The organism is Exiguobacterium sp. FD-YE-25-4 (assembly GCF_057004685.1).
The window spans coordinates 2,306,044-2,330,223 of the sequence record NZ_CM168041.1; the positions used below are offsets into that span (position 1 = coordinate 2,306,044).

Genomic DNA, 24,180 nt, shown 5'->3' on the forward strand with positions numbered 1-24,180 from the left:
CAACATATCCCTCGGTTTCAATGAATGAGACGCATCCATGACTGTCGGATGTGAACCCCCTTTAATCCCTACAAAAAAACACGCCCTTCTCGGCGTGTTTTTTCATGAGTAGCTCCGCTCGATGACGAAGCTCGTCTTATCCCCTCTGAAGTAGGACCGTGAATATTCGATCGTACGTCCCGAGGCGTCCTCGGTCACCGTCTCGATATAGAAACACGGTGTGCCGAGCGGACAGTCGAGCAACCCACTCACTTTCTCATCGGCTAGCGCGATTTCGAGCGACTCCGTCGTTTTGGCGACATGGACGTCATGGACTTGCGACAGCGTCTGGAAGAGCGAATGCTCGGCCTGGTCTTTCGTGATGCCCGGTGCGATCTGCCACGGGATGAACGATACCTCGTACTGCGTCGGCTCCCCGTCGGCATGACGGATCCGCTCAATTTTTTGAATCGGCGCCTGTTCGTCGACGGTGAACACGTCTGCGAGTTGTTTCGTCGCCGAGACGACGGACAAGTCGATGAGCGAAACTTGCCCGCGCTTGCCTTGGACGGCGAGCTGGGCCGCGTAGTTGTTCGGCGTGTGCGATAACGTCTGACGTACCTTCTTGCCGGCGACGAACGTGCCGCGCCCTTGTTGGCGGACGAGATATCCTTCCGTCGTCAATTGGTTGAGCGCACCGCGTACGGTCGTCCGACTGACGTCGAACTCCTCACACAAGGCATATTCGGTCGGGAATTTCTCCCCTTCTGTATAATGGCCGCTCTTGATGCGGGATAGTAGTTCTTCTTTAATTGCGGTTTGAAGCGTCGATTGCGACATGCTGTCACCCCTTCTGTCGTCCTTCTTTCCTTTATTCTGATACAGGAAACATACAAATGCAAATACAAAAAACAATTTGTATTATTTGTACTTTTTATATTGCGGCAAGTTGTATCATTTGTTATATTTGTTACAACAAAAAGAAATCGCTTTCACAAAAGGAGGAGTTGTCACTATGGCAGTCAAGGTTGTCATCATCGGTGGAGGTTCAAGTTATACCCCCGAAATCATTGAAGGATTCATTCAGCGGCAAGCGACGTTCCCGGTCCGGGAGATCGTCCTCGTCGACATCGAGGAAGGGAGAGACAAATTAGACATCGTCGGCCGTCTCGCCGAACGGATGATTCAAAAGGCAGGAGCGGACATCTCGCTCAGTTGGACACTCGATCGAAAAGAGGCCCTGCACGGGGCGGACTTCGTCTCGACACAGATTCGGGTCGGTGGTCTCGCGGCACGTGCGTTAGATGAGCGCATCCCGCTCAAGCACGGTTTCATCGGCCAAGAGACGAACGGTGCCGGCGGCTTGTTCAAGGCGTTCCGTACGATTCCGGTCTTGATCGAACTCGCCAACGAGATGGCCGAGATTTGCCCGGACGCTTGGCTCGTCAACTTCACGAACCCAGCCGGTATCGTCACCGAGGCCGTGTTGAAGCATTCGGCCCACAACAAGGTCATCGGCGTCTGCAACATCCCGTTCAACATGCGCAACTCGGTCGCCGAGATTTTACAGACACCGGTCGAGCGCGTCGGCATCGAATTCATCGGACTCAACCACTTCGTCTTCGGCCGCCACGTCTGGGTCGATGGCATTGACCGTACCGATGACGTGCTCGCCGCCTTGAACGACGGCACCGATTACTCGCCGGCGAACATCGTTGGGCTCGGTTGGAGCGAATCGTTCTTGAAGTCACTCCGCATGTTGCCGAACCCGTACCACCAGTACTACTTCCAGACGAAAGATGTGCTCGAGAAAGATCTCGCCGCCTACGAACAGAACGGGACGCGGGCCGAGGTCGTGCAACAAGTCGAGGCGCAACTGTTCGAGAAGTACAAGGACATCGAGCTCGACGTGAAGCCCGAGGAGCTCGAACAACGCGGAGGCGCCTATTATTCGGACGCCGCCTGCAACTTGATGGACTCAATTTACAACGACCGCGGCGATATCCAGACGGTGAATACGCTGAACCGAGGCACGATCCGCGATTTACCGGACGACGCCGTCATCGAAGTGAACGCCGTCATCACGAAGTCGGGACCGCGTCCGATCGCAATCGGTTCGCTTCCGCTCCCGATCAAAGGACTCATCACCAATTTGAAGACATTTGAACAACTCGCGATTCAAGCGGCAATCTCGGGCTCGTATCACGATGCCTATCTCGCCTGCTTGATGAACCCGCTCATCCAAGATGAGAAAAAAATCGATCCGCTCCTCCGTGAGCTGTTCGATGCACATGAAGCGTACTTACCACAATTCAAGAAGGAGGTTTATTCGTGAACAAATTTATCGAAATCGCTGGGCGCATCGGCTCCCAGCGTCACTTGGTCGCCATCCGCGACGGCTTCGTATCGGTCATGCCGCTCATCATCGTCGGCTCGCTCGCTGTCCTCATCAACAACTTCCCAGCCATCAACTTAGGTGGCCTCTCGCTCGACTTCGTCGGTATGATGAACGGTGCGTTCGGTGAAGGAAATTGGCAAGGGCTCGGCGGCAACATTTGGACGGCCTCGTTCGCCATATTAGGGCTGTTAGTCGCCTTCTCGATCGGCTATAACTTGGCCCGGTCGTATGGGGTCGACGGACTCGCTGCCGGGATTCTCTCGGTCGCGTCGTATATCATGCTCGTCCCGGTCACCGAGGACTGGGGACTCAACTTCGCTTGGCTCGGCGCGCAAGGGTTGTTCGTCGCCATCATCGTCTCCATCGTCGTCACCGAGCTATTCCGTTACCTCATCAACACGAAATTGACAATCAAGATGCCGGATGGAGTACCGGGCGGGGTCACGCGTTCGTTCCAAGCGCTCATCCCATCGATGCTCATCTTGACGCTCGTCGCTGCGGTGCAGTTGTTCATGACGCTCCAAATCGAGCTCAGCATTTTCGAAGTCATCTTCAAAGTCATCCAACAACCGCTCCAAGGGTTCGGCGATTCGCTCGCGGCCGGTCTCGTCATCGCGTTCTTGAACCATATCCTTTGGTTCTTCGGGTTGCACGGCACGAACATCATCGGCTCGGTCATCGAACCGATCTATCTGCCGCTCATCGAACAAAACTTGGCCGCGTTCCAAGCAGGTGCGTCGGCATATGACGTCCCGTTCACGGTCACGAAGCCGTTCCTCGATACGTTCGTCTTCATGGGCGGATCGGGTACGACGTTCGCACTTCTGCTCGCCATCTTCATCGTCGTCCGCAAGCAGCGCAATCACCCATACCATCAAGTCGCGAAACTGTCGGCCCCGGCTGGACTGTTCAACATTAACGAACCGGTCATCTTCGGTCTTCCAATCGTGTTGAACCCGGTCATGTTAATCCCGTTCATCTTGGTCCCGGTCACGCTCACGATTGTATCGTACGTCGCCTTGACGACTGGTATGGTACCGAAAACGGTTGCCATCGTGCCATGGACGACACCACCGATCATCAGCGGTTACCTCGTCACCGGCGGTAGCGTCCGCGGCGTCTTGCTCCAACTCGTCAACTTGACGATTGCGACGGCGATGTACATCCCGTTCGTCATGGCAGGAGCCAAGGCGATGACGGCCGAAATCAATAAGAACCAATCTGCTACCAACGAAGGAGAGAAAATTTCGTGAAAACTGAAACGATGCAACAACTATCATTCATGATCATCTTGCACGCCGGCAACGCCCGTTCGTCGGCGTTCGAGGCGATCGCTGCCGCCAAGCGCGGTGAGGTCGATACGGCCGAAGCAAAAATGAAGGAAGCGGACGAAGCATTTCTCGAAGCACACAAGATGCAGACCGAGCTGTTGCAAGAAGAAGCTCGCGGCGCATCAAGTGAGATGAGTGTTCTGCTCGTCCACGCCCAAGACCACCTCATGACGGCGATGACCGTCAAAGAACTCGCCATCGAGATGATCGACATGATCACTCGACTCAATCGATTGGAGGAAACGAAATGAACATCTTACTCGTCTGCTCGGCAGGCATGTCGACATCAATCCTAGTTGAAAAAATGCGTACTGAGGCCGCAGCCCGCGGGTTAGAAGCGACCATCGATGCGATTCCTGAGTCACGTCTCAAAGAACAAACGAACGTCGACGTCATCTTGATCGGACCGCAAGTCCGCTATCTTGAAAGCAAAATTAAGTCGTCGGTGTCGGTACCGGTCGCCGTCATCGATAACATGGCGTACGGTCTCATGAAAGGCGATCAAGTGCTCGACCAAGCGCTCGGTCTCGTTCAAAATGCATAAGACGTTCGTCTTAATCAACGCCGATGACTTCGGGCTGACGACCGGGGTGAATCGTGGCATCATCGACAGCCACGTCCACGGTATCGTCAACTCGGCGACGATGATCATGAACGGTCACGCCGTCGAAGAGGGCGTGTTGCTCGCGAAGCAATATCCGAGTCTTCACGTCGGGGTGCATCTCGCCTTGACGTGGGGCCGGCCGATTGCCGAGACGAGTCAACCGCTCACGAAAGAAGACGGGACGTTCCGCTACACGAACCGTTTTCTGACGGAAGCGGCGCCGGACCCGGAACTCGTCTACCTCGAATGGAAAGCACAAATCGAAGCGTTTCGTGCGACAGGGCTTCCGCTCCATCATCTCGACAGTCATCACCACGTCCACGGCTGGCCGGCGCTTCAAGACGTCATCGTCCGTCTCGCCGAAGAATATGGCACGACGTTTCGGGCCTTAACGACACTCGATGCACGCCGGGATTTGTGGGTGACCGAACGGTTCAGCGACCAATTCTACGGTGACGGTGTGACACATGAGACGCTCGACGCGCTTCGACCAGGCGACTCGATCGAGGTGATGGTCCACCCGGCCGACATGGACGACACGTTACGAGGTGTCACCTCGTACCTCGCAGAACGTCTCATCGAGAAAGACCTGCTCACATCGTATCAACGCCCCGAGTGGTGGGCATAACAAAAACGAGCTCCTTCACGGGGCTCGTTTTCGTCATAGCTGGAAATGTTGTTTGATTCGTTCGGCGACCGTCGCCGCATCGAGCTGTGTGTTGTTGATGCGCAAGTAGTTGTCGACGTCGAGTTCCCCGTCTTGTGAGTTCAATCGGTATAGCGTCGCCGTCTGCTTCAACTCACCTTCCGACCAGGCGATGTCCCGCTTCGTCGGCTTATGGGTCAACCGGTTCTCCGTTTGGTTGCGAATGAGGCGCTCTTCGATGTCCGCTTCGAGCTCGACGTAATAGATGTCGGCCCCGTTCGACTCGAACAGGTCGGTCACTTGTTTGATATACGCCCAGTCCTCTTCTAAATCGAACGCCCAGACGAACGTGAAGATCATCCCGTCCAAATCACTTTTCGCGACCGCGTCGAACAGCTCATGGCGGAACAGCTGGACGAGCCGACGCCCTTCCGGTGTCCCGTAACTGAAGAACGGACTGACGAGATCAATCGTCATATGGTTATGGAACAGTTTTAAGTCGGTGATTCGTGCGAGCTCTTGCCCGACCGTCATCTTGCCGACGGCTTGTGGACCAAATAAGACTACAAATTTCATGATTGCCCTCCTTTCCGGATGCTTTTTGTTATTCTAGCATGCCATATCGGAGACAAGATACAATATCCCACCTCATTTTCTAACATTTTCCTTTTCTAAGTCGATATAATAACAGATGAAACTATAGACTTGAGGTGCTACATAATGTACAAACGCGTATTCAGTTTGCTTGTCTTATTCAGCTTTTTCTTGGTGGCTTCCGTCTCCGCAGAAGCGACCGTCCTATTAATCAAGGTCGACACACCACTCCTCGTATCGATGGAAGACAGTGATAGCTTGACCGTGTTACCGAAAGGCACAGCCGTCACTGTTTTCGATAGGTCCGATACCCACGCCCTCGTATCAGTAGGTGAACAAACCGGGTACGTCCCGAACGAAGTCCTCGCCGAACCGGTCACGAAAACCGTCATCGCTGAAACGAACCTGCTGGATGAAGCAGGGAATGCGGTCGAGTCTTTATCATACGGTGCGACCGTGAGCGTCTACGATTTAGGGGACGAGACCACACTCCTGCGCGTCGTCGGCGAGACGGCTCGATTCGTCCAACGTGCTGCGCTTGCCGATACGGCGCCTCCACTTCTTGGGGAAACACGTTATGTGAAATCGAAGACTGACTTGTATGCATCGCCGCGCACGGGTCCCGTCGTGGGGCAATTGCCACTCGGACAAACCATCACCGTGTTCGGACAAACGAACGGATATTTCCGCATCCAATCGGGTGACCGCTATCGCTATGTACCGGCGCGTGCCCTTTCAAGTCGCCCCGTCAAAACGACGGAACGGTACATCTCAAAAGATACGTCCTTGTACGCCGATGCGACCCAATCCACTCGTGTCGGGACGGTCAAGCGAGGTCAACGCATCAGTATTTACGGACAAGTCGGGAGTCGGTCGCGCGTCTTCACAGGCGGGCAGTATCGATTCGTTCAAACGAGTCATACGAGCACGACCAAACCTGCCCCATTGAAGACCGGTCAACGCTACATCACAAAAAACGCCACTCTTTACAGCGAATCGTTCAAACAAATCGGGACGTTGAAGCGCGGAGCACTCGTGAACATTTATGGGACATACGGGAAGTACACGCGCGTGTTCACGGGCGGACAATATCGCTTTGTCGCAACCAGCCTGACGAGCACGAAGAAGCCGCCGCTCTATGACACGACAGGTAAACGTTACGTCAAGTTCGATGAGGTCGAGGTATATCAGGCCGCGTCCACGTCTTCTAAACAAGTGACCGAGTTCAATCGCGGACGGTTGATTGAGACATACGGTACGAGCGGACATTACACACGCGTCAAAATTGGGACGAGCTATCGTTTCGTCGCCACTGCGTACTTGAGTCTAAACAAGCCGCTTCCGAAACCGAAAGTCGGGACCGTCTTCTACACCCAACTCAGCGGGACACCGTACTTCTCGAACGATATCGCCTATACTCGTCCAGCCGGACAGTTAGCACGCGGCGCCAAGCTCGTCGGGCTTCGCTCGATCGATGACGACTTTTGGCAAGTCCGGCTCGCATCCGGTAAAAAAGTATATGTCTTGAACCCGTATATTGCCAAGACGAAACCGAAGGCGGTCGCGGCGAAAAGCGTGAACGTCAAAGCGCATTATCACACGTTCAAACGCACACCGTTCTATGCGAATCCGTACGATACGAAACCGATCGGGTACCTCGACTCGAACCGACGGGTCTATCCGCGGTCCCTTCACGGCGATTCGTATTTGATTCAAGACAGTTGGCGACCGGTTTACGTGAAGAAGCAGGACATCCGTATGAAATCGGACCCGTTACTCGCGTCACGTGGCAACACACAAGCCGAGCGCATGATTGCGGCGGCTGCGAAACATCTCGGGACGCCGTACACATGGGGTTCGCAGTCTCCGCTCAATGGCGGGTTTGACTGTTCCGGACTCATTCATTACGCGACCAACCAAGCCGGTAAAGTCGGCGGACGGACGAACGTGAGCGGTTATTGGCAAAGCAACCATTTCAAGAACCGCCGGACGAATATTTCGAGCGGAAAACGAGGCGACATCATCTTTTTCCACGGGACGTATCGCAACGGACCATCTCATATCGGCATCATGCTCGACAAAGAGACGTTCATTCATGCGGGTGGTGAGATGCTCCAAATCAACTCGATTCATGATCCGCAGTGGCGCCCTCATTTCCTCGGCTACAAATCACTTTAATTCAAAAACGCCTGTCCTCCTATGAGGTCAGGCGTTTTTTTGGTGACACGATGGGCGCCTACTTCAGAAGTACCAATGTCCTGTCGCTCACTTTCTTCACGCTTCAAACGCCCTCCGCAATACCTCCTCTTCCTCGGCATGTCCTAAGTTCCGGTTCACAACCCGCTCGACGTCGAGTCCGAGTTCATCTTTCAACAAGTTCGCGCTCCGATCTTGGCCGATGATGACGACCTCACTCCACTTGTAATGCTTATGCAGTTTACGAATCTCTTCGGCGATGTCCCGATAGAATTGATGGATTTGGTTCTCTTTCCGGCTATCGAATTGATCCACTTGGCTGCTCGATGAAGCCTTACCGCCCGCACCGCGCCCTTGATAGCGTCTCCATTGGTCAGTGTCTAAATCAAGATCGAACACGACGACGTCCTCGACTTCACCGAGTCTGGTGTCATATGCCGTAATGCTGTCAAGCTGGGCGAGCAAGATACCCGTGTTTGGGAACTCGGCGTCGAGCTTCTCGATTTGATCCAAGTTCGGTTTGTCCCCGTAATGAAACTCGTTATCGACATCGAGCTGTAGGAAGTGCAGTTCGAACAAGCCGTCATTCCCTTCCGCGAATAAGACGATGCTGCGCAACAGCTTATGTTCGTTCCCTAAAATTTCTCGCTCGGCCCGTTCGCGAAGCTGTTTGAACGCCTTCCGTTTCGCCTCATCTCCGCTCGCCTCGACTTCTTGCTCGAGCCGGCGCAACTCGTTTTTCAAGTTGATCTCCCATTTGCCAAGCTCACTCGGTTTCGTGCTCAAGTACAGACTGAGCACCCCCGCCTCCGTATTGTGAAGTTGCTTGATTTTGCCTAGTTCAGTTGATAATGCCATGTTGTCTCCTCCTTCTTAATAAATGAAAGCAGCAAGTATCCCCGTGATGAACACGGATGTGATGGTCACCGTCGAGAACCCGGCGACAATCATTTTCGGTAAAATCTCATCCTCGATGATATGCACCTCCTCTTCCGTCTCCCCGATACTCTTCGCGGCCTCTTCACTCAAGATGAGCGTGCCCGGGAATCCGTACAGCGCCGTCAACCCGATTGCCATCGACATCTCTTTCGAATAGCCAAGGAAGCGTCCGACGATGAGTGCGAACAACAGCAATCCAGATACCCCGAGGACGAACGAGATGGTAATCGGGACAATCAACTCGAACAAAGCACTCGGTGACAGCGTCGCGAGCGGACCGAAGATGATGAGAAGAATCGCAATCATGATGAGACCATAGGCATCAATCCCGTTCAACGCGTTCGCTTTCAAAATCTTGAAGCGGCGCAACACAATCCCGAGAATCAAGGCGATGACGAACGTGTTCAAGTAGCCGTTCGTCCAGCCACTCAAGACGGTCGAGAGGAGGACGACAACCCCCATGACGAACAGCGTCCCCGCCGTCGTATGAAACGCGGCCGGTAAAATCGAATCGTCTGTCTCGTCATGGACGACCGCGTGCTCTTCCGGTGTGACGAGCGTGCCGTCGCGATGCGCCGTCCGGATGCGACGTGCTTCTTTCCGTAGGATGATCGATGTGAGCGGGAACCCGATCAACCCTTGCGTCGCCGCAATCAACACTGGGAAGACGGCGACCGAGACGAGCCCGGCATTGACGGCCGCGTCTTGGACGAGGATGATGGAGATCGTTCCGCCGCTGATGGCTGCGATCGCACTGAGCACGTAGTTCGTGTCGAGGAAAAACTGACCGATGCCATATAGGAAAGCAGCAATCCCGAGGACAGCGGACACCCCGATGACGAACGTCTTCCATTGTCGTTTGAACTCATCGAGGCTGATGAGCGTCCCAAGATGGACAATCACGAGACCGACGACCGTCTGACCGAGCGTCAGTAACGAAGAGGAAGGCAACAAATCTTCCGGGAATAATCCCGATTTGAACCCGATGAGAAAGATGACCGAGGCGACGAACAGAGACGACAGGAGCGCTTTCGTCTTCTTTGAGACATAGTCGCTAATCGTCCAAATCAGCATGACGATCGTGAAGGCGAGTAAGGAGTTCATGCCGGAATCCCCTTTCAGGATTGAGTCCTACATCAACGAGTTGAATCACCGGAGTACTTCGACTGTTTACGGAGCGCATATAGTTTTTGAATGTTGAGGAACGTGACTTTGAGGACGGCGTAGAGCGGGACGGCGAGCAACATACCGACGATACCGGCGAGACGCCCCGCCACGAGCAGGACGAGCGTGATGGTGATGGGATGGACACGAAGTGACTTGCCTTGGACGAGCGGTGAGATGACGTTGGCGTCAAGTTGTTGGACGATGGTGATGGCGATGATGACGTAGATGGCTTTGACCGGTTCATCGATGAACGCGATCAGGACGGCGGGTGCGGCCCCGAGGAACGGGCCGAAATACGGGATGATGTTCGTTGCGAAGATGAACAGACCGAGCGGCAGGAAGAATGGGACGTCGAGCAACCACAAAGCGATTGTCGCGAAAAAACCGACGAACGTACAGACGATGAGCTGGGCCCGGACGTAGCGTTTAATCGTCTCGTGCATGTCGTGCAGGATGTGACGGGCGTCCTGTTCATATGTCGGTGGAATCCAGCGGACGATTGCGCTCGAGAGCTTACCGCCGTCAATCAACATAAAGACGTACAAGAACAAGGCGATGAACAACGTGAACAGTCCGGAGACGATGAGGGCGAGCAGACGGCCGAGCGACCCGGCGACCGAACCGATGACGACTCCGAGCGCATCGGCCAATTGGCGCACCCACGTCTCGACGGACGTCGCGTTCTGTTCGGCGTACTCACGGAACCAACTGTACTCTTCGAGGCGAGCGTACAATAACAGGAATTGACGATAACTCTCTTCGGCGAAGCGCGGGAACGTATCGAGCAAGGCGAGCAGTTGCCGCGTGATGAGCGGACCGAGCGTCAGAACGAATACGACGGTCAATAGAAGCAACAAGAGTAGAATCGCCAAAATCGCGAGCGACCGGCGCTTGAACTTCAGTTCCAACCAATCGACGAGACCGACCGTCAAATAAAACAAGATGCCGGCGAATAAAAACGGGGTCAGGACAGTGGCGAAAAAGATTCCAATCGGATAAAACAAGAACTCGACTTGCTTGGCCATGAACACGATCGTCAAGATGAGCAACACCCAAATCCCATTACGAAACGCACGGGTCGTCCAAAAGGGCTGCATGTCGGTTTCCCCTTTCTGAAACGTTACATTAGTTCTTTCCCGTTTTGAACAAGTTCAGTCCACCTACCTGTTTTGTATGTGCCCCCGACAAATATTTGTTTACCCCCGCTTCATATGAGGAATAGGCATATCATCTATGTTTATAAAGGAAGGTGTCATCCCGTGACTTGTCCACGCTGCGGAGCGAAGACCCGCTCGAAAACTACTGTTTGTCCGACGTGTGGCCATCGCCCGCGTCGCTTAAAATGGATTGCTGTCCCTATCGTCATCGCACTCATCGCGTTCGTCTCGTTTTTAACGAACGCCTATCTCACCGACACTCCGCGCTCGAGTGAATCGCTCGCCGACAAAGTCGATTTAAACATCACCGAAGATACGGTCTCGGCCGACGGGGCCACCACCGTCGACCTTAAGACGTTGCAAGATAGCTTATATACGATTGGAACGGGCTCCGGCTTTTTGATTAGCCCGCAAGACGTATTGACGGCGGCCCATAACGTCGCCGGCATCACTCGCGTCACATTGAAACAAGGTGACGCGACCGTGAACGGTACCGTCGTCGGGCGGACCGACGCCATCGCCGTCATCCGCATCGAGAAAGTGAAGGCGACACCGTTCTCGTTCAGCCACGCGATTGTCGGACCGGACGAGCCGGTGTTAACGCTCGCGCCGGACGAGCAGATCGAAGGAACGCTCACGTTCGAAGAAGACAGCTATAAGCGGGAATTCGATTTACCGAACCGCGCCGTCGGCAGTCCGATCGTCACGGCCAATGGCCGGGTGCTCGGCATCCATTTGGTGACGAAGACGCTCCCGGTCGCCTTGTTCGAACAAGACGTGTTGTCGTTCCTCGAGTCGGACACGCCGGCCCCGCCCCCGACGAAAAAACGCAGTACGCCGGCCGCTGAACTGGCACCGGTCGCACCGATCACACCGGTCCCAAAACGAGAGGACCCGGCAGAACCCGCTCCGGCTCCAGAACCCGAACCGACACCGGAACCAGAAGCTGCTCCCGAAGCTCCAACTGAAACCGAGGAGCCAGCAGAAGAACCGGCTCCGGTCGAAGAGGAAGCACCAGCCGAGCCGGAACAACCGGCCGAAGAACCTGAGACGCCTCCCGTCACAGAACAACCGACCGAACCTGACGTCCCTGTGACCGAACCGGCGGAACCGGTCGAGCCAGAGAAGCCAGCCGCTCAGGAGAAAGAAGCGGAAGCACCGGCACCGGTCAAAAAGCAAGACAAACCGAACACAAAACCAAAGACAGATCAGCCCGACACAAAGCCGAAACAAGACAAGACCGATAAACCGGTACCACCGCCCGTCACCGAGGAGAAACCGGACGCAACTGACGCGACCGAGGATGTCCCGGACGAGCCGGCAGAAGACGAAGAAAGCACGCCATCTGAATGATGACGTGCTTTTTCATGTGTCTTTTCGAGAGCGTCGCTGCACGTTGCCGACCGCGGCCCCGAACAACAGCAGGATGATCGACAACATCCAAAACGGCATCACGTCCTGCAACAACCAGACAATCAGCGCACTGATGGCGATGACGACGCCCATCCACAAAAAATTCGACTGTCCCATTTGTTTCACCTCAGCCTCATCATAGCACATCAATTCGATGCGCCGTCGCCTGTGGCGGCAGCGAGCGGGTCATCTTCTCATCGTGCTCGACGCGCACCCGCTGCCCGACGGCGAGCGGTGTCTCGTCCTCTCGAAGCGGCTCTTCCCAGTGAAATACGATCCCATCGAACGGCTCGGCATCCAAGTTCGGTGCGACTCGAATCCGCGTTGGCTCGAGCTCGACGATATACCCTGTGAATGTGACCATCTCCATTCCTCCATTTCCTCGGAAATCCTTCCCTTTTCTTTTCCCATTTTTTGAAATTAATCTACTCGTCCGTCCAATTGCTCGGTATAATGAAGCCACACTCATGAACTTGGGAGGGACCCTCATGAAACACACCATCGATTTACACCATCCAGACTTTCAACGCACCTTCCTCGAGATGATGCTCCTTGAAGAACTGATTGACGATTATAACGCCGAGTCCATCGAGTCGCTCATCGTCCGCGGCGAGACGCACTTTCCCGAGGACCCGTTCTTCCCGGCGATGCGGGCGTATCCGCTCATCCGCGAAGGCGAATTCGGCCGGGCCCGCGCCGTGCTCGAAGCCGCGGGCGAAAAAGGCGACCATTACATGATCCACTGCCTCCATGGCCTCTTGAGCGATGATACGAATTTCACGTTCGAGGCCGAGCAGCATTTCCTTCGCGCCGTCGAACGCTATCCGGACGTGCCGATGGTCCAACGCGCGATTGCCGTCCATTACTTCAACCGCAAGTTTTACGGGGAGGCCGGTCTCCACTTGATGCATTACGTCCGGCTCGCCGGGTTCAACGAAGAGACCGTGCCGATGCTTCTCGAATTCTTCCAAGCGTTCGATGAGATTCCGCTCGAGATGAACGATGAGCTCCTCAAGGTGGCCATCGGGTACTTGAACGCGAACCCGCGCAACCCGCGCGCCCACTCGCTCTATGCGTCCATCTGTAGCCATCGGGTCGAGATGCTCGTCAAGCGGTTGCCGGAAGACAATCATCAGCTCGATGACGAGACGATCGCGATGCTGCTCGAGGTCGAAGAGCACGGCATGTGGAGTGCGACATATGACGACAGTGAGGACCATATGTTCCGCGCCATGTTCGCCGATTATATCGACAACGTGGTCTTGCCGAACACGTCCAGACTGTATGTATATCGCTTACGTCTTCGCTACTGGTACCACCGGCTCACGCACCGCTTGACCGGGGGTTACGGGGACTCGATGCGTTCGTCGTAAACAAACAAGGGGTCCTGCCACCGCATGTCGGTGACTGGACCCCTTGTTTTTATCCCATATACGGATGAATCGGTCCGCGCAACTCGAACGAGTAGTCCTCGTGGTTGACGATGCCGACGACCTGGTCGCTTTCGAGCAACTGCAGCAAAAACTCGGCCATCTCTTCGGCCGTATGATACTTCTCGACGTTTTGGCTATAATCAAAGTCCTCTTCTTCACGGGCACGGTTCGCAAAGCCGGTCTCCGTCGCGGCCGGTGCGAGCACTTTCGCCCGCAGCTTATCCCCGTCGTTCATGAGCTCTCGGGCGAGCCCTTCCGTGTACGCACTGACGAAGAATTTCGACGCGCTGTACGTGACGCCTTTTTTGGCGATGTGATAGCCGACGACAGACGCGACGTTCACAAGCGTCGCCCCTTCGACGTTGTGATAGTCGCGGACGTATAGGCTCGAGAGCACCGTCAACGCCTCCACGTTCAAGCGGATCATGTTCTCGATTTTTCCGACCTCGACGTCTTTCACGAGATTCGAGTCCCCGAACCCGGCGTTATTGACCCACGTCTCGATATCGAGATCGGCGAGTGACTCATACAATCCGTACACGTTCTCGCTATAAGACAAGTCTTTCGCTTTGATGATGACGTCACTCTTCGGTGAAATCGATTTGATCTCACTCCGCAGCTTCTCGAGTTCATCGTGACGACGCGCCACGAGCACGAGCGACTTCCCTTGTTTGGCGAATTGTTTCGCCGCTTCATAGCCAATGCCTGAACTTGCCCCGGTGATGACGGTATATTTCATAATCCTGTCCCCTTTTCACTGTGATCGAGATGTTGTCTCTTTTCCGCAATTCCCCTAACCCTGCCCACTCAATCCTTGGAACACGCAAAAACCGTCCTCCCCTGAACGGGAAAGGACGGTCCGTCTTATGTTTGGAAACGCCCGATGAGCGTCTGCAAGTCTCCGGTCATATTGCCGAGCGACTCGGCGACACCGTTCAACTCTTGAATCATCGCGAGCTGGGCGTCGGCCGTCTCACCGACGCTACGCATCGTCTCGGCCGTGCCTTCACTATCACTCGCCATATGGATTGCCGCTGTCGCGACTTGTTTCGTCGTCGTCGCGATCTCGCTCGAGGCGACCCGAATCTGTTCCGTGTTCTCGACCGAGGCGTGCAATTGTCCGACGATTTGTTGGAACGACGCCGTCGCTTCTTCAAGCAACGCCGTGTTCGTCTCGACGCGGCGGGCACTGATGGCGTGACGTTCGAGCACCGCATTCGATTGCGTTTGAATCGATTCGATCAAGCCGGCGATTTGGGACGCCGATTGTTTCGACTGTTCCGCGAGTTTCCGCACTTCTTCGGCGACGACGGCGAAGCCTTTCCCTTGTTCCCCGGCCCGGGCCGCTTCGATGGCCGCGTTCAAGGCGAGCAGGTTCGTCTGGTCGGTGATCGACTGGATGACCTCGGTGATGAGGGCGATCTCGTCTGACTGTTGTTTCAACGCCGTGATCGACTGGCCGGTCACGACCGTCTCCGATTCGAGCGCGAGCACTTCTTGCTTCGCTTGTTGAATCGTCTGTTCCCCGCGTTCGGCGAGCTTCAGACTCGTCTGGACGTCTTGACTGATCGTCCCGATCGACGTGGCGATCCGCTCGACGCCTTCGTCGGCCGCCGCGACCGCCTGTCCGCTCTTCGAGGCAGCCGCCGCCTGGTTGACCGTCTCACCGACGACTTGTTCAATCATCCGCGTCGTCTCCTCTGTCTGCGACGACATCTCTTCCGTGCTCGCGTACAGTTCTTCCGACTGCGCCGTGATTTCTTGGGCGTTCCGGCTCACTTCGTCGATGAGTTCGCGGAGATTGCCTTTCATCTGGTTGAAACCGAGCATGAGCTCGCCGATTTCATCGCGCGTGAGCGCTTGAAGGTCAGCGCGTGTCAAATCACCGTCGGCGACGATGCCGACCTCGTCCGATAATTGACGGAGCGGGACCGTCACCATGCGCTGGAGCATATAGCCGGCCCCGAGCGTGAGCAGCAAGATGAGGAGGGCAATCCCTGTCGAGTAAAGGAACGCCTGTCCGCCGAGCCGCTCGAGCTCTCGTTGTTTCTCGACGATTGTCGCTTCCGTCTCTGCTTGTAGCCGTTCGCCTGTCTCTGTAATCGATGCCGTCACGTCCGGCATGAGGCGGAGCGTCAATCGGTCGATGTTGTCCTGGTCTTGATTATCAGCCGCGACGATGACTTCTTGCGCCAAATCGTCATAGCCAGTGGCGTAGGAGAGCATGCTCTCGAACTCTTTCTTTTCAGCTTCTGTCTTCGCGAGTGCGAGCAATTGTTCGAGCGCCTCTTTCTTCTCTTTGCCACCTCGTTCGATTTGTTCGCGCCGCTCTTCATCTTGAACGAGAATATATCCTCGTACACCGTAGGCTTGGCGCGTCATGCCGAGCGACAAGTCGTCGGCAGCTTTCATCTTCATGACGTCATGACGAATCATGTCTTCATACTGGGTCGTCATATTTTGCAACGTCCATAGGTTATAACCCATGCCGACAGTGACAAACAGCAAAATCAATCCGATGCCGCTAAATAATTTTTGAGTCAATGACAGTTGATTGAATCGTTTCATAATCCTTCGAGGACCGTGTCCTCCCCCACCTCTATTTCTCTTTTTTTGGAACTACATGGGTTTTATCGGATGTCGGAACCGGTTTTCCAATCTTCTCGCACATTTATTTGAACATTGACCTCATTTCCTAGTTTTCATTCCACATTTTTGCCACAAGAAAGACCGTAGCTGTGGGCTACGGTCTAGCATCATAGTTTAAACTGTGACACGCGATTCGAAAGTTCGATCGCTTGTTGTTCGGTTTCCTGCATCCGAGTTTGGACGTCGTTGAACCGCTCGACGGACAGTTGGACTTTCTCCGAAATCGATTGCGTCCCGTCCGCCCCTTCCGTCACGGTCGTCGCGACTTCTTGGATGACGTGGAGGATGCTGTCGGTCATATGGCGGAGTTGGAGCGCGTTCGTCTCGAACGTCTGTGCCGTCTCCCCAAATACGGTCGCATCCGCTTCATATTGCGTGGCCGACTCCTCGAGCCGGTCGTAATCGGCGAGCACTTTCGTATCGAGGAACGTCAACATATCAGCCGAGCTCGTGTTGAGCCGGGCGACCGAGTCGATGACCGTATGCGATACCGCTTGAATCTCGTTCACCGTCTGGCGCGAGTTCTCGGCGAGCTTACGAATCTCCGAGGCGACGACGGCGAAGCCGCGACCGGCATCCCCGGCCCGGGCCGCCTCGATCGATGCGTTCAAGGCGAGCAAGTTCGTCTGGTCGGCGATGGTCAAGATGGCACTCGTCAAGACACGGATCTGTTCGACCGACTGCGCCCCTTTGATGGCGTCGTCGAGCTCGATGCGCTTCTTGTCGATGATGGCGTTCGCTTCCGTCTTCGAGGCGACGGCTTGCTCACGGAGCGCATGGGCCCGACGCTCGACATCGCTCGCTGTCTTGGCGCTCTCGTTCGACAAGTCGACGATCGTATCGATGGAACTGCCCATCTCGGTCGTCGACGCGCTCATCTCTTGCGACGACGCGGCCGTCTCTTCCATACCGGCCGTCAATTCTTCGACCGTGCCTGACGTCTCTTCCATATAACGGCTCAATTGTGTCACTTCCGTCGCCACTTCTTTCGACGACACGAGGACGACTTTCGCCGTCTTGTCGACATCGACCATGATGTCACGTAGCGTGGCGAGGAACGTGTTGAACGAGCGGCTCACTTGAGCGATCTCATCGTTCGACGTGACCGGGATGGCCATCGTCAAATCGCCGCCTTGCGAGGCCAATTCGTCAAACTTCTCTTGGAGCACCCGCATCGGTTTGATGATCGAGCGCAATAAGCTCAGTCCGAGGAACAAGAGAAGGACGAACGCTCCGATCGTTACCGCAAGTAGTGCGATGAGCGACTGCCCGAACTCGCGTTCCATGTCGGCGCCGACGCGTTCTGATCCTTCCGAGTTATAAGCAACGAGTTCGTTCAGGCGTTGCGTGAAGTTATCGTATGTCGATTGTGACTGGGCGTCATAATACGAACGGGCCATGCCGTTATTGCCGGACGTGCTGAAGATGAGCATGTTGTCCGATACACGCTGATACATCTCCCACTGCCGACTGAAGTTGGCGAACAGCTCTTTGTCTGTCTCGCCCGTCGCCGTCTGTTCGTATTTCGGGGCGATCTCATTGATGCGCGTCCGAATGTCTTTCATCTCGGTCATCAATTCTTCTTTCGCGGCCGCGTCGTCGGTCACAATGTGTTCGAGTTCGAGCGCGCGATAGTTCGCCGCGAGCGTGTTCAGTTCATGGGCGTAGTCGAGCCCTTTGCTCCAGTTGTTGACGATATCATCGCCTTGCCGGTTCGCATCGGCGAGCGACAAGAGCGAATAGCCGCCGACCCCTGCGACCATGAGGAGCGCGAGGATGACGAGTCCCCACAGCTTTTGACGGATGGTCAGGTTCTTGCCGGTCACCCGCTTCCCTTCACGCGTGCTCGACTTTCGCCACTTCGGTTTCCATTGAAAGCGCCGGACGTTCAAACGGTTCCGCAACGCCTTCCACTTCTGTTTCACTGACATATGTATTTTCCCCTCTCGCGTGCAACGTTTCTTCCTATATCGTCTTGACGTCGAGGAATCTAAAGGAAATTGACCAAAATAAAAAAAGATGACTGAAAACTCAGTCATCTCTTGATTCGTTATTGGACGTTCAACACGGTTTGCGTGCCTTCAATCATCTTGATTTCTGTCCATTTGACGACGCTCTTGCCGAGCGGGTCGTTGGCGACCATGAAGTCGGCGAGTGCTTGAACTTTTAACGGATCGACCGGTTGTTTCACGTTATTCAAACGGAAGCGTGATACTTTATTGAACATATCCAAAAATGCGATTTCTACTTTAGTCTCAGTCATGGGTTAGTCCTCCTTGGATGTGGGTGTGATTAGACGAGATCGTATTCGCGAACGACCGACACGGTGAAATCTTCTTGCTCGGTCAAGTCGAGCATGAGGTGGCCGAACGCCTCGGCGTTATCAGCCGTGAGCGCCGCCCGGATCGGACCGAAGCGCTGCGTTTTCTTCGTCGGTTTCAAGCTGTTCAAATCATGGTGCGTCGTCAAGACGAGCGTCGCTTTCTTTTCAGTCAATACGGCCATGGGGGGATGGCTCCTTTCAGGGATGGATTACGATTCGGATGGATAGGTCGAGTCGAGACGCTCGAGCAATTGAATCATGCGCTCAAGGCGCGTCTCAATCCGGTGGAGCAGATAGAGCGAGACGACGATCGGGAAGCCGAGATTCGAGATGAGTTCGGGCCAGCTCATGCGGCCACCTGCTCATCGGAACAGGCTCCGGCGGAACGCTTTAATACACGCATCAGGGGTTCCTCCAATTAGAACGTCACGTGGAACTCACGCGACACGACGTATGCGGCGGATTCGACCGCAAGAAGCGGGATCAACAGATCACCGAACTGCTTGATCTCCTCGGTCTCCATCCGCGCACCGAGTGGACCGAACCGGACGAGCTGACGCTTTTCTTTGCCGTCAACGAGCCGCTTCGTGTCAAGATAAAAGACGCTTGCGTATTCTCGATACACTGCCATATGTCTCACCTCCTTCGCCCCTATTAACCGAAGTTGGTGAATGTTTGCTCATATTTCCTTGTTACCTTTTTGTAACGACTATAGACCCATTCTGAATGAAGGCGCATTCATCGTCTCGAATCGGCTTTATTCCTTGAATTTACATACCAATTAGGGTATCTTAATAGGCGTCAACCGAATTTTGAAAACACGCCTAAAGTCCCACGAATTCATTTCCCCACTTTGAAAAAACTGACAGTTAATTACTTGAAAATGGGGTACTATACGGAGGAGGGCATTTTCGAAATGACCAGTTTGACTTGAAGAAGGAGATACTCTAGATGAACAGCTTAGACTTCGCACTCAACACTTCTATTCCTTCCGCTCAACTCGACTTCGACCATACCGACCTGACGTTTTACGCGACCGACTGGGATGATTATCGCCCTGAAAACGCGAAGCCGTTCCTGTACAACGAACGCCCATTGACCGTCTATCCACTAAAAGAACTGAGCCGTGCGTTTCACGTCGCCGGGATTCCCCGTAGCCAGCAACAGCTGATCAAATGGGAAACCGACGGCGTCTTGCCACCGACCCCGTTCACGATGGGACGCAAGCGCTTCTATACGGAAAATCAGATTCGGACTATCGTCGACATCGCATTGGAATGCGGACTACGGCCCCGGACACACGTCAAAAAGACGAACTTCTCCGAGTTGGCCCATAAAGAATTGGCGTACATACTCCAGTTAGAATTAAAAACCAAACTGCCGCATGAATGAGCGGACATGAGACAGCCCTTCCTGACGATTCAGGAAGGGCTGTTTTTGGATGGACGAGGGGCGATGGCGCTCAAATACAAATCAAGCGATGTTTCGACCTCTGTAGCGACCAGATTGATAAAGTCGTTGTACATTTCTGTCGTATGCGCCCGATTTAGCGCATTGTAATAACTCAGGCGATTTTCGACTTTGATGACGACAGGCGGATAACCGGACTTCATCAACTCCAAATTGAGCAATAACCGAGACGTACGACCATTTCCATCAATGAACGGATGAATCCCCACGAACTTAGCATGCAATAAAGCACCCCGTTCAATTGGATGCATCGTATTCGTCTCTGTTTCATACCAATTTATCAGCTGCTCCATCTGTTCTTGAATGAGATAAGGAGGCGGCGGCACATGAGCGGCTCCGGCAATAAACACTTGCTGATCCCGATAGACGCCTGCATACGCATCATCAATGCCTTTCAAGACGAGACGGTGCAAATTTTTAATTTGCCACTCCGTCAGCGGCTCTTCACGTCGAACAATTTCTTCTACGTAGGAAATGGCATCTTGGTGGTTGATCACTTCTAGATGTTCTCGCATCGTCTTCCCGCCAACCGTTATACCTTCCAACACCACTTTGGTCTCGTTGATTGTCAACGTATTTCCTTCAATGGCATTCGAGTTGTATGTCCATTCTAAAAAGAGTTTTGCTCTCAAACTTTGAAGCGTATACGTCGGCAGCGGTCGGCTTTGATCTAGTTGCTCTTTTTTATTCGTCAGTTGCTCAAACATATAGCCCGCTTCCTTTCTTAAAGTGTTAGTGATTCTATTATACGCTTGTTACCCAGAGCAAGTCGATTTCGATGGGACGCCCCAATTCATGACACATGCGAAAAAGCACGACACCTCAATTCCCACAGACGGGTTATGCATCGTGCTTTATTTTTTATAACTTCTCTCGTGCCGCTTCGGGGACGTCCGCGACAGACACTTCGTCGTATGACGTAACCTCATCTTTATTTTTGACGTACAGCTTCAAGTACGCCCCGTTCCGAAGTTCTTTCGCCGCCGTGAACGTGACCGCTTGCGAGTCCCCGTCCTTCGTCAACGCTTCCGTCGAGTAGACGTAGCGGCGGACGACGTCACCCGAGTCGAGTGTCGTCTCTTCCACTTCCGTGACCTCCCCGACTTGCACATAGACATGATCCTTCCCAATCCGTTGCCAATCGATATTGACGAGCCCAATGATGACGACGATGAGCGCGAGGCTCGCGATGATTCCTTTTTTCATGATGTTCTCTCCTTCATATCACTTGTTTCGTGAACCGACGTACGGTCAACACGTAGTAGAGCGCATAAATCGCACTGTACACACCCATCCAGACGAGCACCGGCAACGTGAAATCCATCGCCAGCAATCGTGAGAATGCGACGAGGGCGACCGAGGCGTGCACGATCCCGAGTGAGAACGGCGCCAGGAACACAACGGCAATCTGTTGACGGATCGTCCGTTTCACATCCCGCTTCGAGATGCCGACTTTCCGCAACACCGCGTATTTGGCCCGGTCCTCTTCGGCCTCGGTCATCGTCTTGAAATAAATGATGCTGCCGGTGGCGACGAGGAAGACGAGTCCGAGGAAGCTGCCGACGAACAACAGCGCGCCGTGCACGGCCATCGCCTCGCTATACAACGCTGTCGCGCTCGAGAAGTTCGCCTCAATCGACAACGACTCGGATAAGGCGGTCTGCTCTTTATAATCGGCAACCGAGACGGCCTGATACGCCAACGCCTCTCCCGGCAGTGCCGTGAACACGTCGTCCGGCGTGACGAGCAGCAAGCCACCGAACGTCATGACGTTGAGCGGTGTCTCCTCATAGCGGGAGGCGACTTCATGCGTCACGCCATCAAGCTCGATCTCGGTCACGTTTTCTGAGAACCGCTCGTCATAGAACGGATCGATCAAGTAGACCTGGTCGGAGGCTAGCGTTTCAGGTGTATCCCAGCCCAGATTGGACGCGACGTCACGGAACGTCGACTCGTCGATGACGCCATATTCGCGTTCTCCCATCTCTCCAGCGACACGAACCGTCTTCTCGAGGACCGTCGTCTGATGGAGCACGTCGGCGTCGATGTCACGTGTCTCCCCTTGCCAGGCGAACGTGTACGGGGCGTACGACGTGACTTGTTGCTCGGCGTAATAATAGACGCTGAAGATGGCACCGCCGGCCGTGATCGCCGTCGCACTGATGATGCTGATGAGCGTCAGCGTCTTCGCGTTGCCACGGATCCGGTATAACAGCTGTGACGTCGTCAACAAGTTGAGCCGACGCCACGCCCAACGCTCATTCGCTTTCAAGCGGCCGAGGATGAAGATGAGGACGCTATGGAACAATAGGCCCGACCCGACGATTGTGAGACCGATGATGAGGAGCGGCATCGCTGCTGTGAGGTATCCCCAAAGCGGTGACGTCGCCAAGTCTTGCAAGGCGAGCCAATAGGCCGCACCGAGGACGAGCACCCCGAGGAGCGCCATGAACGGGCTCGCTTCCGGGACGTCCTCCCCTTTCTGGTCGGCATGGAACAGCTCGATCAATTTGAAGCGATAGATGACCCGATAGCCTTGGAACGACGTGAACAAGAAAATGGCCACGAACACGAGCGTCGTCTCGATGAGCGCCGACGTCGAGACGGTGAAGCCAATCGACAAATCGCTGTTCATCAAGCGGAGCAACAGCTGTAACAGCGCGTTCGAACCGAGCAGACCGAGTCCGATCCCGATGAGGAGCGACACCGCTCCGATGACGAGGTTCTCGAACAAAAGAAGCGTCCCGATTTGTTTCTTGCGCACCCCGAGCAGCGAATAGAGCCCGACCTCGCGTTTCCGTCCTTTTAAAAAGAAGGCGTTCGAGTAGGCGATGAACAAGGCGACGAAGACGAGCAAGATGAACGTCGAGGCGCTCATCAGGCTGCGGATCTGTCCCGACGTCTCGGCCATGCCGCTGATCTCGTCGCTATGTTTGAGCGTCGCGAACGTGAAATAGATGATGATCGAAAAGATGGTCGTCCCGACGTAGAGTGCATAGCGCGACAAGTTCCGGGCGACGTTCTTCTTCGCCAAATCAAACAGCGTCATCGGACGCACCGCCCTTCAGCTCGTCGAGAATCGTCTGATAGAAGGCGTCGCGCGACGTCGTGCCGCGGATCAGTTCTTTCGACAACCGTCCGTCCTGGATGTAGAGGACCCGGCGACAGAAACTCGCGGCGTAGGCATCGTGCGTCACCATCATGATCGTCGTCTCGGCCTCGTTCAGCCCGGCGAGCGTCTGGAGCAGATCCGTCGCCGACTTCGAGTCGAGCGCACCCGTCGGCTCGTCGGCAAAGATCAACTTCGGATTGGAGATGAGCGCGCGGCACACCGCCGTCCGCTGTTTCTGACCGCCCGAGATTTGGTACGGGTATTGATCAAGGATCGCTTGGATCCCGAATCGTTTTGCGAGCGCGTCGACGCGCGACCGCGTCTCTTCGACCGGTGTCTTCGTGACGGCGAGCGGGAGCAAGATGTTCTCCCGGACCGTGAGCGAGTCGAGCAGGTTATAGTCTTGGAAAATAAAACCGAGATGGTCGCGGCGGAAGTCGGAGAGCGCCTCTTCTTCGAGCTTGGCGATATTCTCGCCGTCGACGAGGATGTCCCCGTCCGTCGGCGTATCGATCGTCGCGAGCACGTTCAACAGCGTCGACTTCCCGGCGCCCGACGGCCCCATGATCCCGACGAATTCGCCGTGGTCAATCGTGAACGACACCCCATTGAGTGCATGGAAGGCGTTGCCCCCGGTCACGTATGTTTTTTTAATGGCATCAACTTGTAGTAATGGATTCATTGTTCAGCACCTCTTTCTGAATACAACGATACAAGCCATACCTTAACTGAAAATCACGCGTACCTTACAAAAAGCTTAAATGTTATG

General features: G+C 54.7%; 27 protein-coding genes. 9 read left to right on the forward strand and 18 right to left on the reverse strand.

From position 1 onward, the window contains the following. Nucleotides 1-102: 102 nt before the first annotated feature. Nucleotides 103-819, reverse strand: a complete 717-nt coding sequence (locus AC13H5_RS11830; protein WP_214796856.1) for a GntR family transcriptional regulator — start codon at nucleotides 817-819, stop codon at nucleotides 103-105. A 175-nt stretch (nucleotides 820-994) separates the two neighbouring features. Here AC13H5_RS11830 and AC13H5_RS11835 point away from each other — a divergent pair, with 175 nt between their 5' ends. The 5 genes from AC13H5_RS11835 to AC13H5_RS11855 are packed head-to-tail and all read left to right on the forward strand — an operon-like array spanning nucleotide 995 to nucleotide 4,940. Then, complete coding sequence (locus tag AC13H5_RS11835; protein ID WP_483545817.1) at nucleotides 995-2,314, forward strand: 6-phospho-beta-glucosidase; 1,320 nt, start codon at nucleotides 995-997, stop codon at nucleotides 2,312-2,314. Beyond that, on the forward strand, nucleotides 2,311-3,630 hold the full coding sequence (gene celB, locus AC13H5_RS11840; protein ID WP_483545818.1) for a PTS cellobiose transporter subunit IIC: 1,320 nt from the start codon (nucleotides 2,311-2,313) through the stop codon (nucleotides 3,628-3,630). Before AC13H5_RS11835 ends, celB begins: the two co-directional genes overlap by 4 nt. Further along, nucleotides 3,627-3,959: a PTS lactose/cellobiose transporter subunit IIA gene (locus tag AC13H5_RS11845; RefSeq protein ID WP_353048629.1), complete on the forward strand. Its 333-nt coding sequence runs from the start codon at nucleotides 3,627-3,629 to the stop codon at nucleotides 3,957-3,959. Before celB ends, AC13H5_RS11845 begins: the two co-directional genes overlap by 4 nt. Next, nucleotides 3,956-4,252 carry a PTS sugar transporter subunit IIB gene (locus tag AC13H5_RS11850; RefSeq protein WP_483545819.1) on the forward strand — a complete coding sequence of 99 codons (297 nt, stop codon included), beginning with the start codon at nucleotides 3,956-3,958 and terminating at the stop codon, nucleotides 4,250-4,252. Before AC13H5_RS11845 ends, AC13H5_RS11850 begins: the two co-directional genes overlap by 4 nt. Further along, the gene (locus tag AC13H5_RS11855; protein WP_483545820.1) at nucleotides 4,245-4,940 is read left to right on the forward strand and encodes a ChbG/HpnK family deacetylase; all 696 of its coding nucleotides are present in this window, start codon (nucleotides 4,245-4,247) and stop codon (nucleotides 4,938-4,940) included. Before AC13H5_RS11850 ends, AC13H5_RS11855 begins: the two co-directional genes overlap by 8 nt. Before the next feature lie 33 nt (nucleotides 4,941-4,973). Here AC13H5_RS11855 and AC13H5_RS11860 read toward each other — a convergent pair whose 3' ends face one another. After that, the gene (locus AC13H5_RS11860) at nucleotides 4,974-5,534 is read right to left on the reverse strand and encodes an AAA family ATPase (RefSeq protein ID WP_483545821.1); all 561 of its coding nucleotides are present in this window, start codon (nucleotides 5,532-5,534) and stop codon (nucleotides 4,974-4,976) included. Between the two features lie 144 nt (nucleotides 5,535-5,678). Here AC13H5_RS11860 and AC13H5_RS11865 point away from each other — a divergent pair, with 144 nt between their 5' ends. Next, complete coding sequence (locus tag AC13H5_RS11865) at nucleotides 5,679-7,730, forward strand: NlpC/P60 family protein (protein WP_483545822.1); 2,052 nt, start codon at nucleotides 5,679-5,681, stop codon at nucleotides 7,728-7,730. A 96-nt stretch (nucleotides 7,731-7,826) separates the two neighbouring features. Here AC13H5_RS11865 and AC13H5_RS11870 read toward each other — a convergent pair whose 3' ends face one another. Genes AC13H5_RS11870 through AC13H5_RS11880 form a run of 3 tightly spaced genes read right to left on the reverse strand, consistent with a single transcriptional unit; the run spans nucleotide 7,827 to nucleotide 10,951 of the window. Continuing rightward, a complete protein-coding gene (locus AC13H5_RS11870; RefSeq protein ID WP_483545823.1) occupies nucleotides 7,827-8,606 on the reverse strand; it encodes a VLRF1 family aeRF1-type release factor in 780 nt (259 codons plus the stop codon). Between the two features lie 15 nt (nucleotides 8,607-8,621). Beyond that, a complete protein-coding gene (locus tag AC13H5_RS11875; protein WP_214754115.1) occupies nucleotides 8,622-9,791 on the reverse strand; it encodes a hypothetical protein in 1,170 nt (389 codons plus the stop codon). Nucleotides 9,792-9,823: 32 nt separating this feature from the next. Further along, a complete protein-coding gene (locus AC13H5_RS11880) occupies nucleotides 9,824-10,951 on the reverse strand; it encodes an AI-2E family transporter (RefSeq protein ID WP_034778919.1) in 1,128 nt (375 codons plus the stop codon). A 162-nt stretch (nucleotides 10,952-11,113) separates the two neighbouring features. Between AC13H5_RS11880 and AC13H5_RS11885 the strand changes: the two genes are divergently transcribed. Beyond that, entirely contained in the window at nucleotides 11,114-12,364 is a 1,251-nt protein-coding gene (locus AC13H5_RS11885) for a hypothetical protein (RefSeq protein WP_483545824.1), read from the forward strand. A gap of 12 nt (nucleotides 12,365-12,376) precedes the next feature. Here the strand turns inward: AC13H5_RS11885 and AC13H5_RS11890 are convergent, their stop codons facing one another. Both AC13H5_RS11890 and AC13H5_RS11895 read right to left on the reverse strand, forming a co-directional pair. Then, entirely contained in the window at nucleotides 12,377-12,541 is a 165-nt protein-coding gene (locus AC13H5_RS11890) for a hypothetical protein (protein WP_034778922.1), read from the reverse strand. Between the two features lie 19 nt (nucleotides 12,542-12,560). Next, nucleotides 12,561-12,788: a DUF3221 domain-containing protein gene (locus tag AC13H5_RS11895; protein ID WP_483545825.1), complete on the reverse strand. Its 228-nt coding sequence runs from the start codon at nucleotides 12,786-12,788 to the stop codon at nucleotides 12,561-12,563. Nucleotides 12,789-12,912: 124 nt separating this feature from the next. Between AC13H5_RS11895 and AC13H5_RS11900 the strand changes: the two genes are divergently transcribed. Then, complete coding sequence (locus AC13H5_RS11900) at nucleotides 12,913-13,797, forward strand: tetratricopeptide repeat protein (RefSeq protein ID WP_235420215.1); 885 nt, start codon at nucleotides 12,913-12,915, stop codon at nucleotides 13,795-13,797. A 49-nt stretch (nucleotides 13,798-13,846) separates the two neighbouring features. On the opposite strand, the gene AC13H5_RS11905 is transcribed toward AC13H5_RS11900, so the two are convergent. The 7 genes from AC13H5_RS11905 to AC13H5_RS11935 all read right to left on the reverse strand — a co-directional run bounded on the left by AC13H5_RS11905 (nucleotide 13,847) and on the right by AC13H5_RS11935 (nucleotide 19,460). Beyond that, on the reverse strand, nucleotides 13,847-14,596 hold the full coding sequence (locus AC13H5_RS11905) for an SDR family NAD(P)-dependent oxidoreductase (protein ID WP_214754121.1): 750 nt from the start codon (nucleotides 14,594-14,596) through the stop codon (nucleotides 13,847-13,849). Between the two features lie 125 nt (nucleotides 14,597-14,721). Further along, nucleotides 14,722-16,425 (reverse strand): methyl-accepting chemotaxis protein, encoded by a 1,704-nt coding sequence (locus AC13H5_RS11910; RefSeq protein WP_483545826.1) that lies wholly within the window; start codon nucleotides 16,423-16,425, stop codon nucleotides 14,722-14,724. A 188-nt stretch (nucleotides 16,426-16,613) separates the two neighbouring features. Continuing rightward, nucleotides 16,614-18,437 (reverse strand): methyl-accepting chemotaxis protein, encoded by a 1,824-nt coding sequence (locus tag AC13H5_RS11915; protein WP_483545827.1) that lies wholly within the window; start codon nucleotides 18,435-18,437, stop codon nucleotides 16,614-16,616. Between the two features lie 119 nt (nucleotides 18,438-18,556). After that, nucleotides 18,557-18,769 (reverse strand): DUF2922 domain-containing protein, encoded by a 213-nt coding sequence (locus AC13H5_RS11920; protein ID WP_034778930.1) that lies wholly within the window; start codon nucleotides 18,767-18,769, stop codon nucleotides 18,557-18,559. Between the two features lie 29 nt (nucleotides 18,770-18,798). Next, nucleotides 18,799-19,011 (reverse strand): hypothetical protein, encoded by a 213-nt coding sequence (locus tag AC13H5_RS11925; protein WP_058764453.1) that lies wholly within the window; start codon nucleotides 19,009-19,011, stop codon nucleotides 18,799-18,801. A 27-nt stretch (nucleotides 19,012-19,038) separates the two neighbouring features. Continuing rightward, nucleotides 19,039-19,179 carry a YvrJ family protein gene (locus tag AC13H5_RS11930; protein ID WP_016510821.1) on the reverse strand — a complete coding sequence of 47 codons (141 nt, stop codon included), beginning with the start codon at nucleotides 19,177-19,179 and terminating at the stop codon, nucleotides 19,039-19,041. Between the two features lie 68 nt (nucleotides 19,180-19,247). Beyond that, nucleotides 19,248-19,460: a hypothetical protein gene (locus tag AC13H5_RS11935; protein WP_029594867.1), complete on the reverse strand. Its 213-nt coding sequence runs from the start codon at nucleotides 19,458-19,460 to the stop codon at nucleotides 19,248-19,250. Nucleotides 19,461-19,780: 320 nt separating this feature from the next. Here AC13H5_RS11935 and AC13H5_RS11940 point away from each other — a divergent pair, with 320 nt between their 5' ends. Then, complete coding sequence (locus tag AC13H5_RS11940; protein ID WP_034778934.1) at nucleotides 19,781-20,221, forward strand: MerR family transcriptional regulator; 441 nt, start codon at nucleotides 19,781-19,783, stop codon at nucleotides 20,219-20,221. Between the two features lie 29 nt (nucleotides 20,222-20,250). On the opposite strand, the gene AC13H5_RS11945 is transcribed toward AC13H5_RS11940, so the two are convergent. The 4 genes from AC13H5_RS11945 to AC13H5_RS11960 form a co-directional block, all read right to left on the reverse strand. Continuing rightward, a complete protein-coding gene (locus tag AC13H5_RS11945) occupies nucleotides 20,251-21,006 on the reverse strand; it encodes a Fic family protein (protein WP_483545828.1) in 756 nt (251 codons plus the stop codon). 154 nt (nucleotides 21,007-21,160) lie between these two features. Continuing rightward, complete coding sequence (locus tag AC13H5_RS11950) at nucleotides 21,161-21,505, reverse strand: YxeA family protein (protein ID WP_214754127.1); 345 nt, start codon at nucleotides 21,503-21,505, stop codon at nucleotides 21,161-21,163. A gap of 13 nt (nucleotides 21,506-21,518) precedes the next feature. Further along, nucleotides 21,519-23,348 carry an ABC transporter permease gene (locus AC13H5_RS11955; RefSeq protein WP_483545829.1) on the reverse strand — a complete coding sequence of 610 codons (1,830 nt, stop codon included), beginning with the start codon at nucleotides 23,346-23,348 and terminating at the stop codon, nucleotides 21,519-21,521. Next, the gene (locus AC13H5_RS11960; RefSeq protein WP_483545830.1) at nucleotides 23,335-24,093 is read right to left on the reverse strand and encodes an ABC transporter ATP-binding protein; all 759 of its coding nucleotides are present in this window, start codon (nucleotides 24,091-24,093) and stop codon (nucleotides 23,335-23,337) included. The genes AC13H5_RS11955 and AC13H5_RS11960 overlap by 14 nt, the downstream gene beginning before the upstream one ends. Nucleotides 24,094-24,180: the final 87 nt, after the last annotated feature.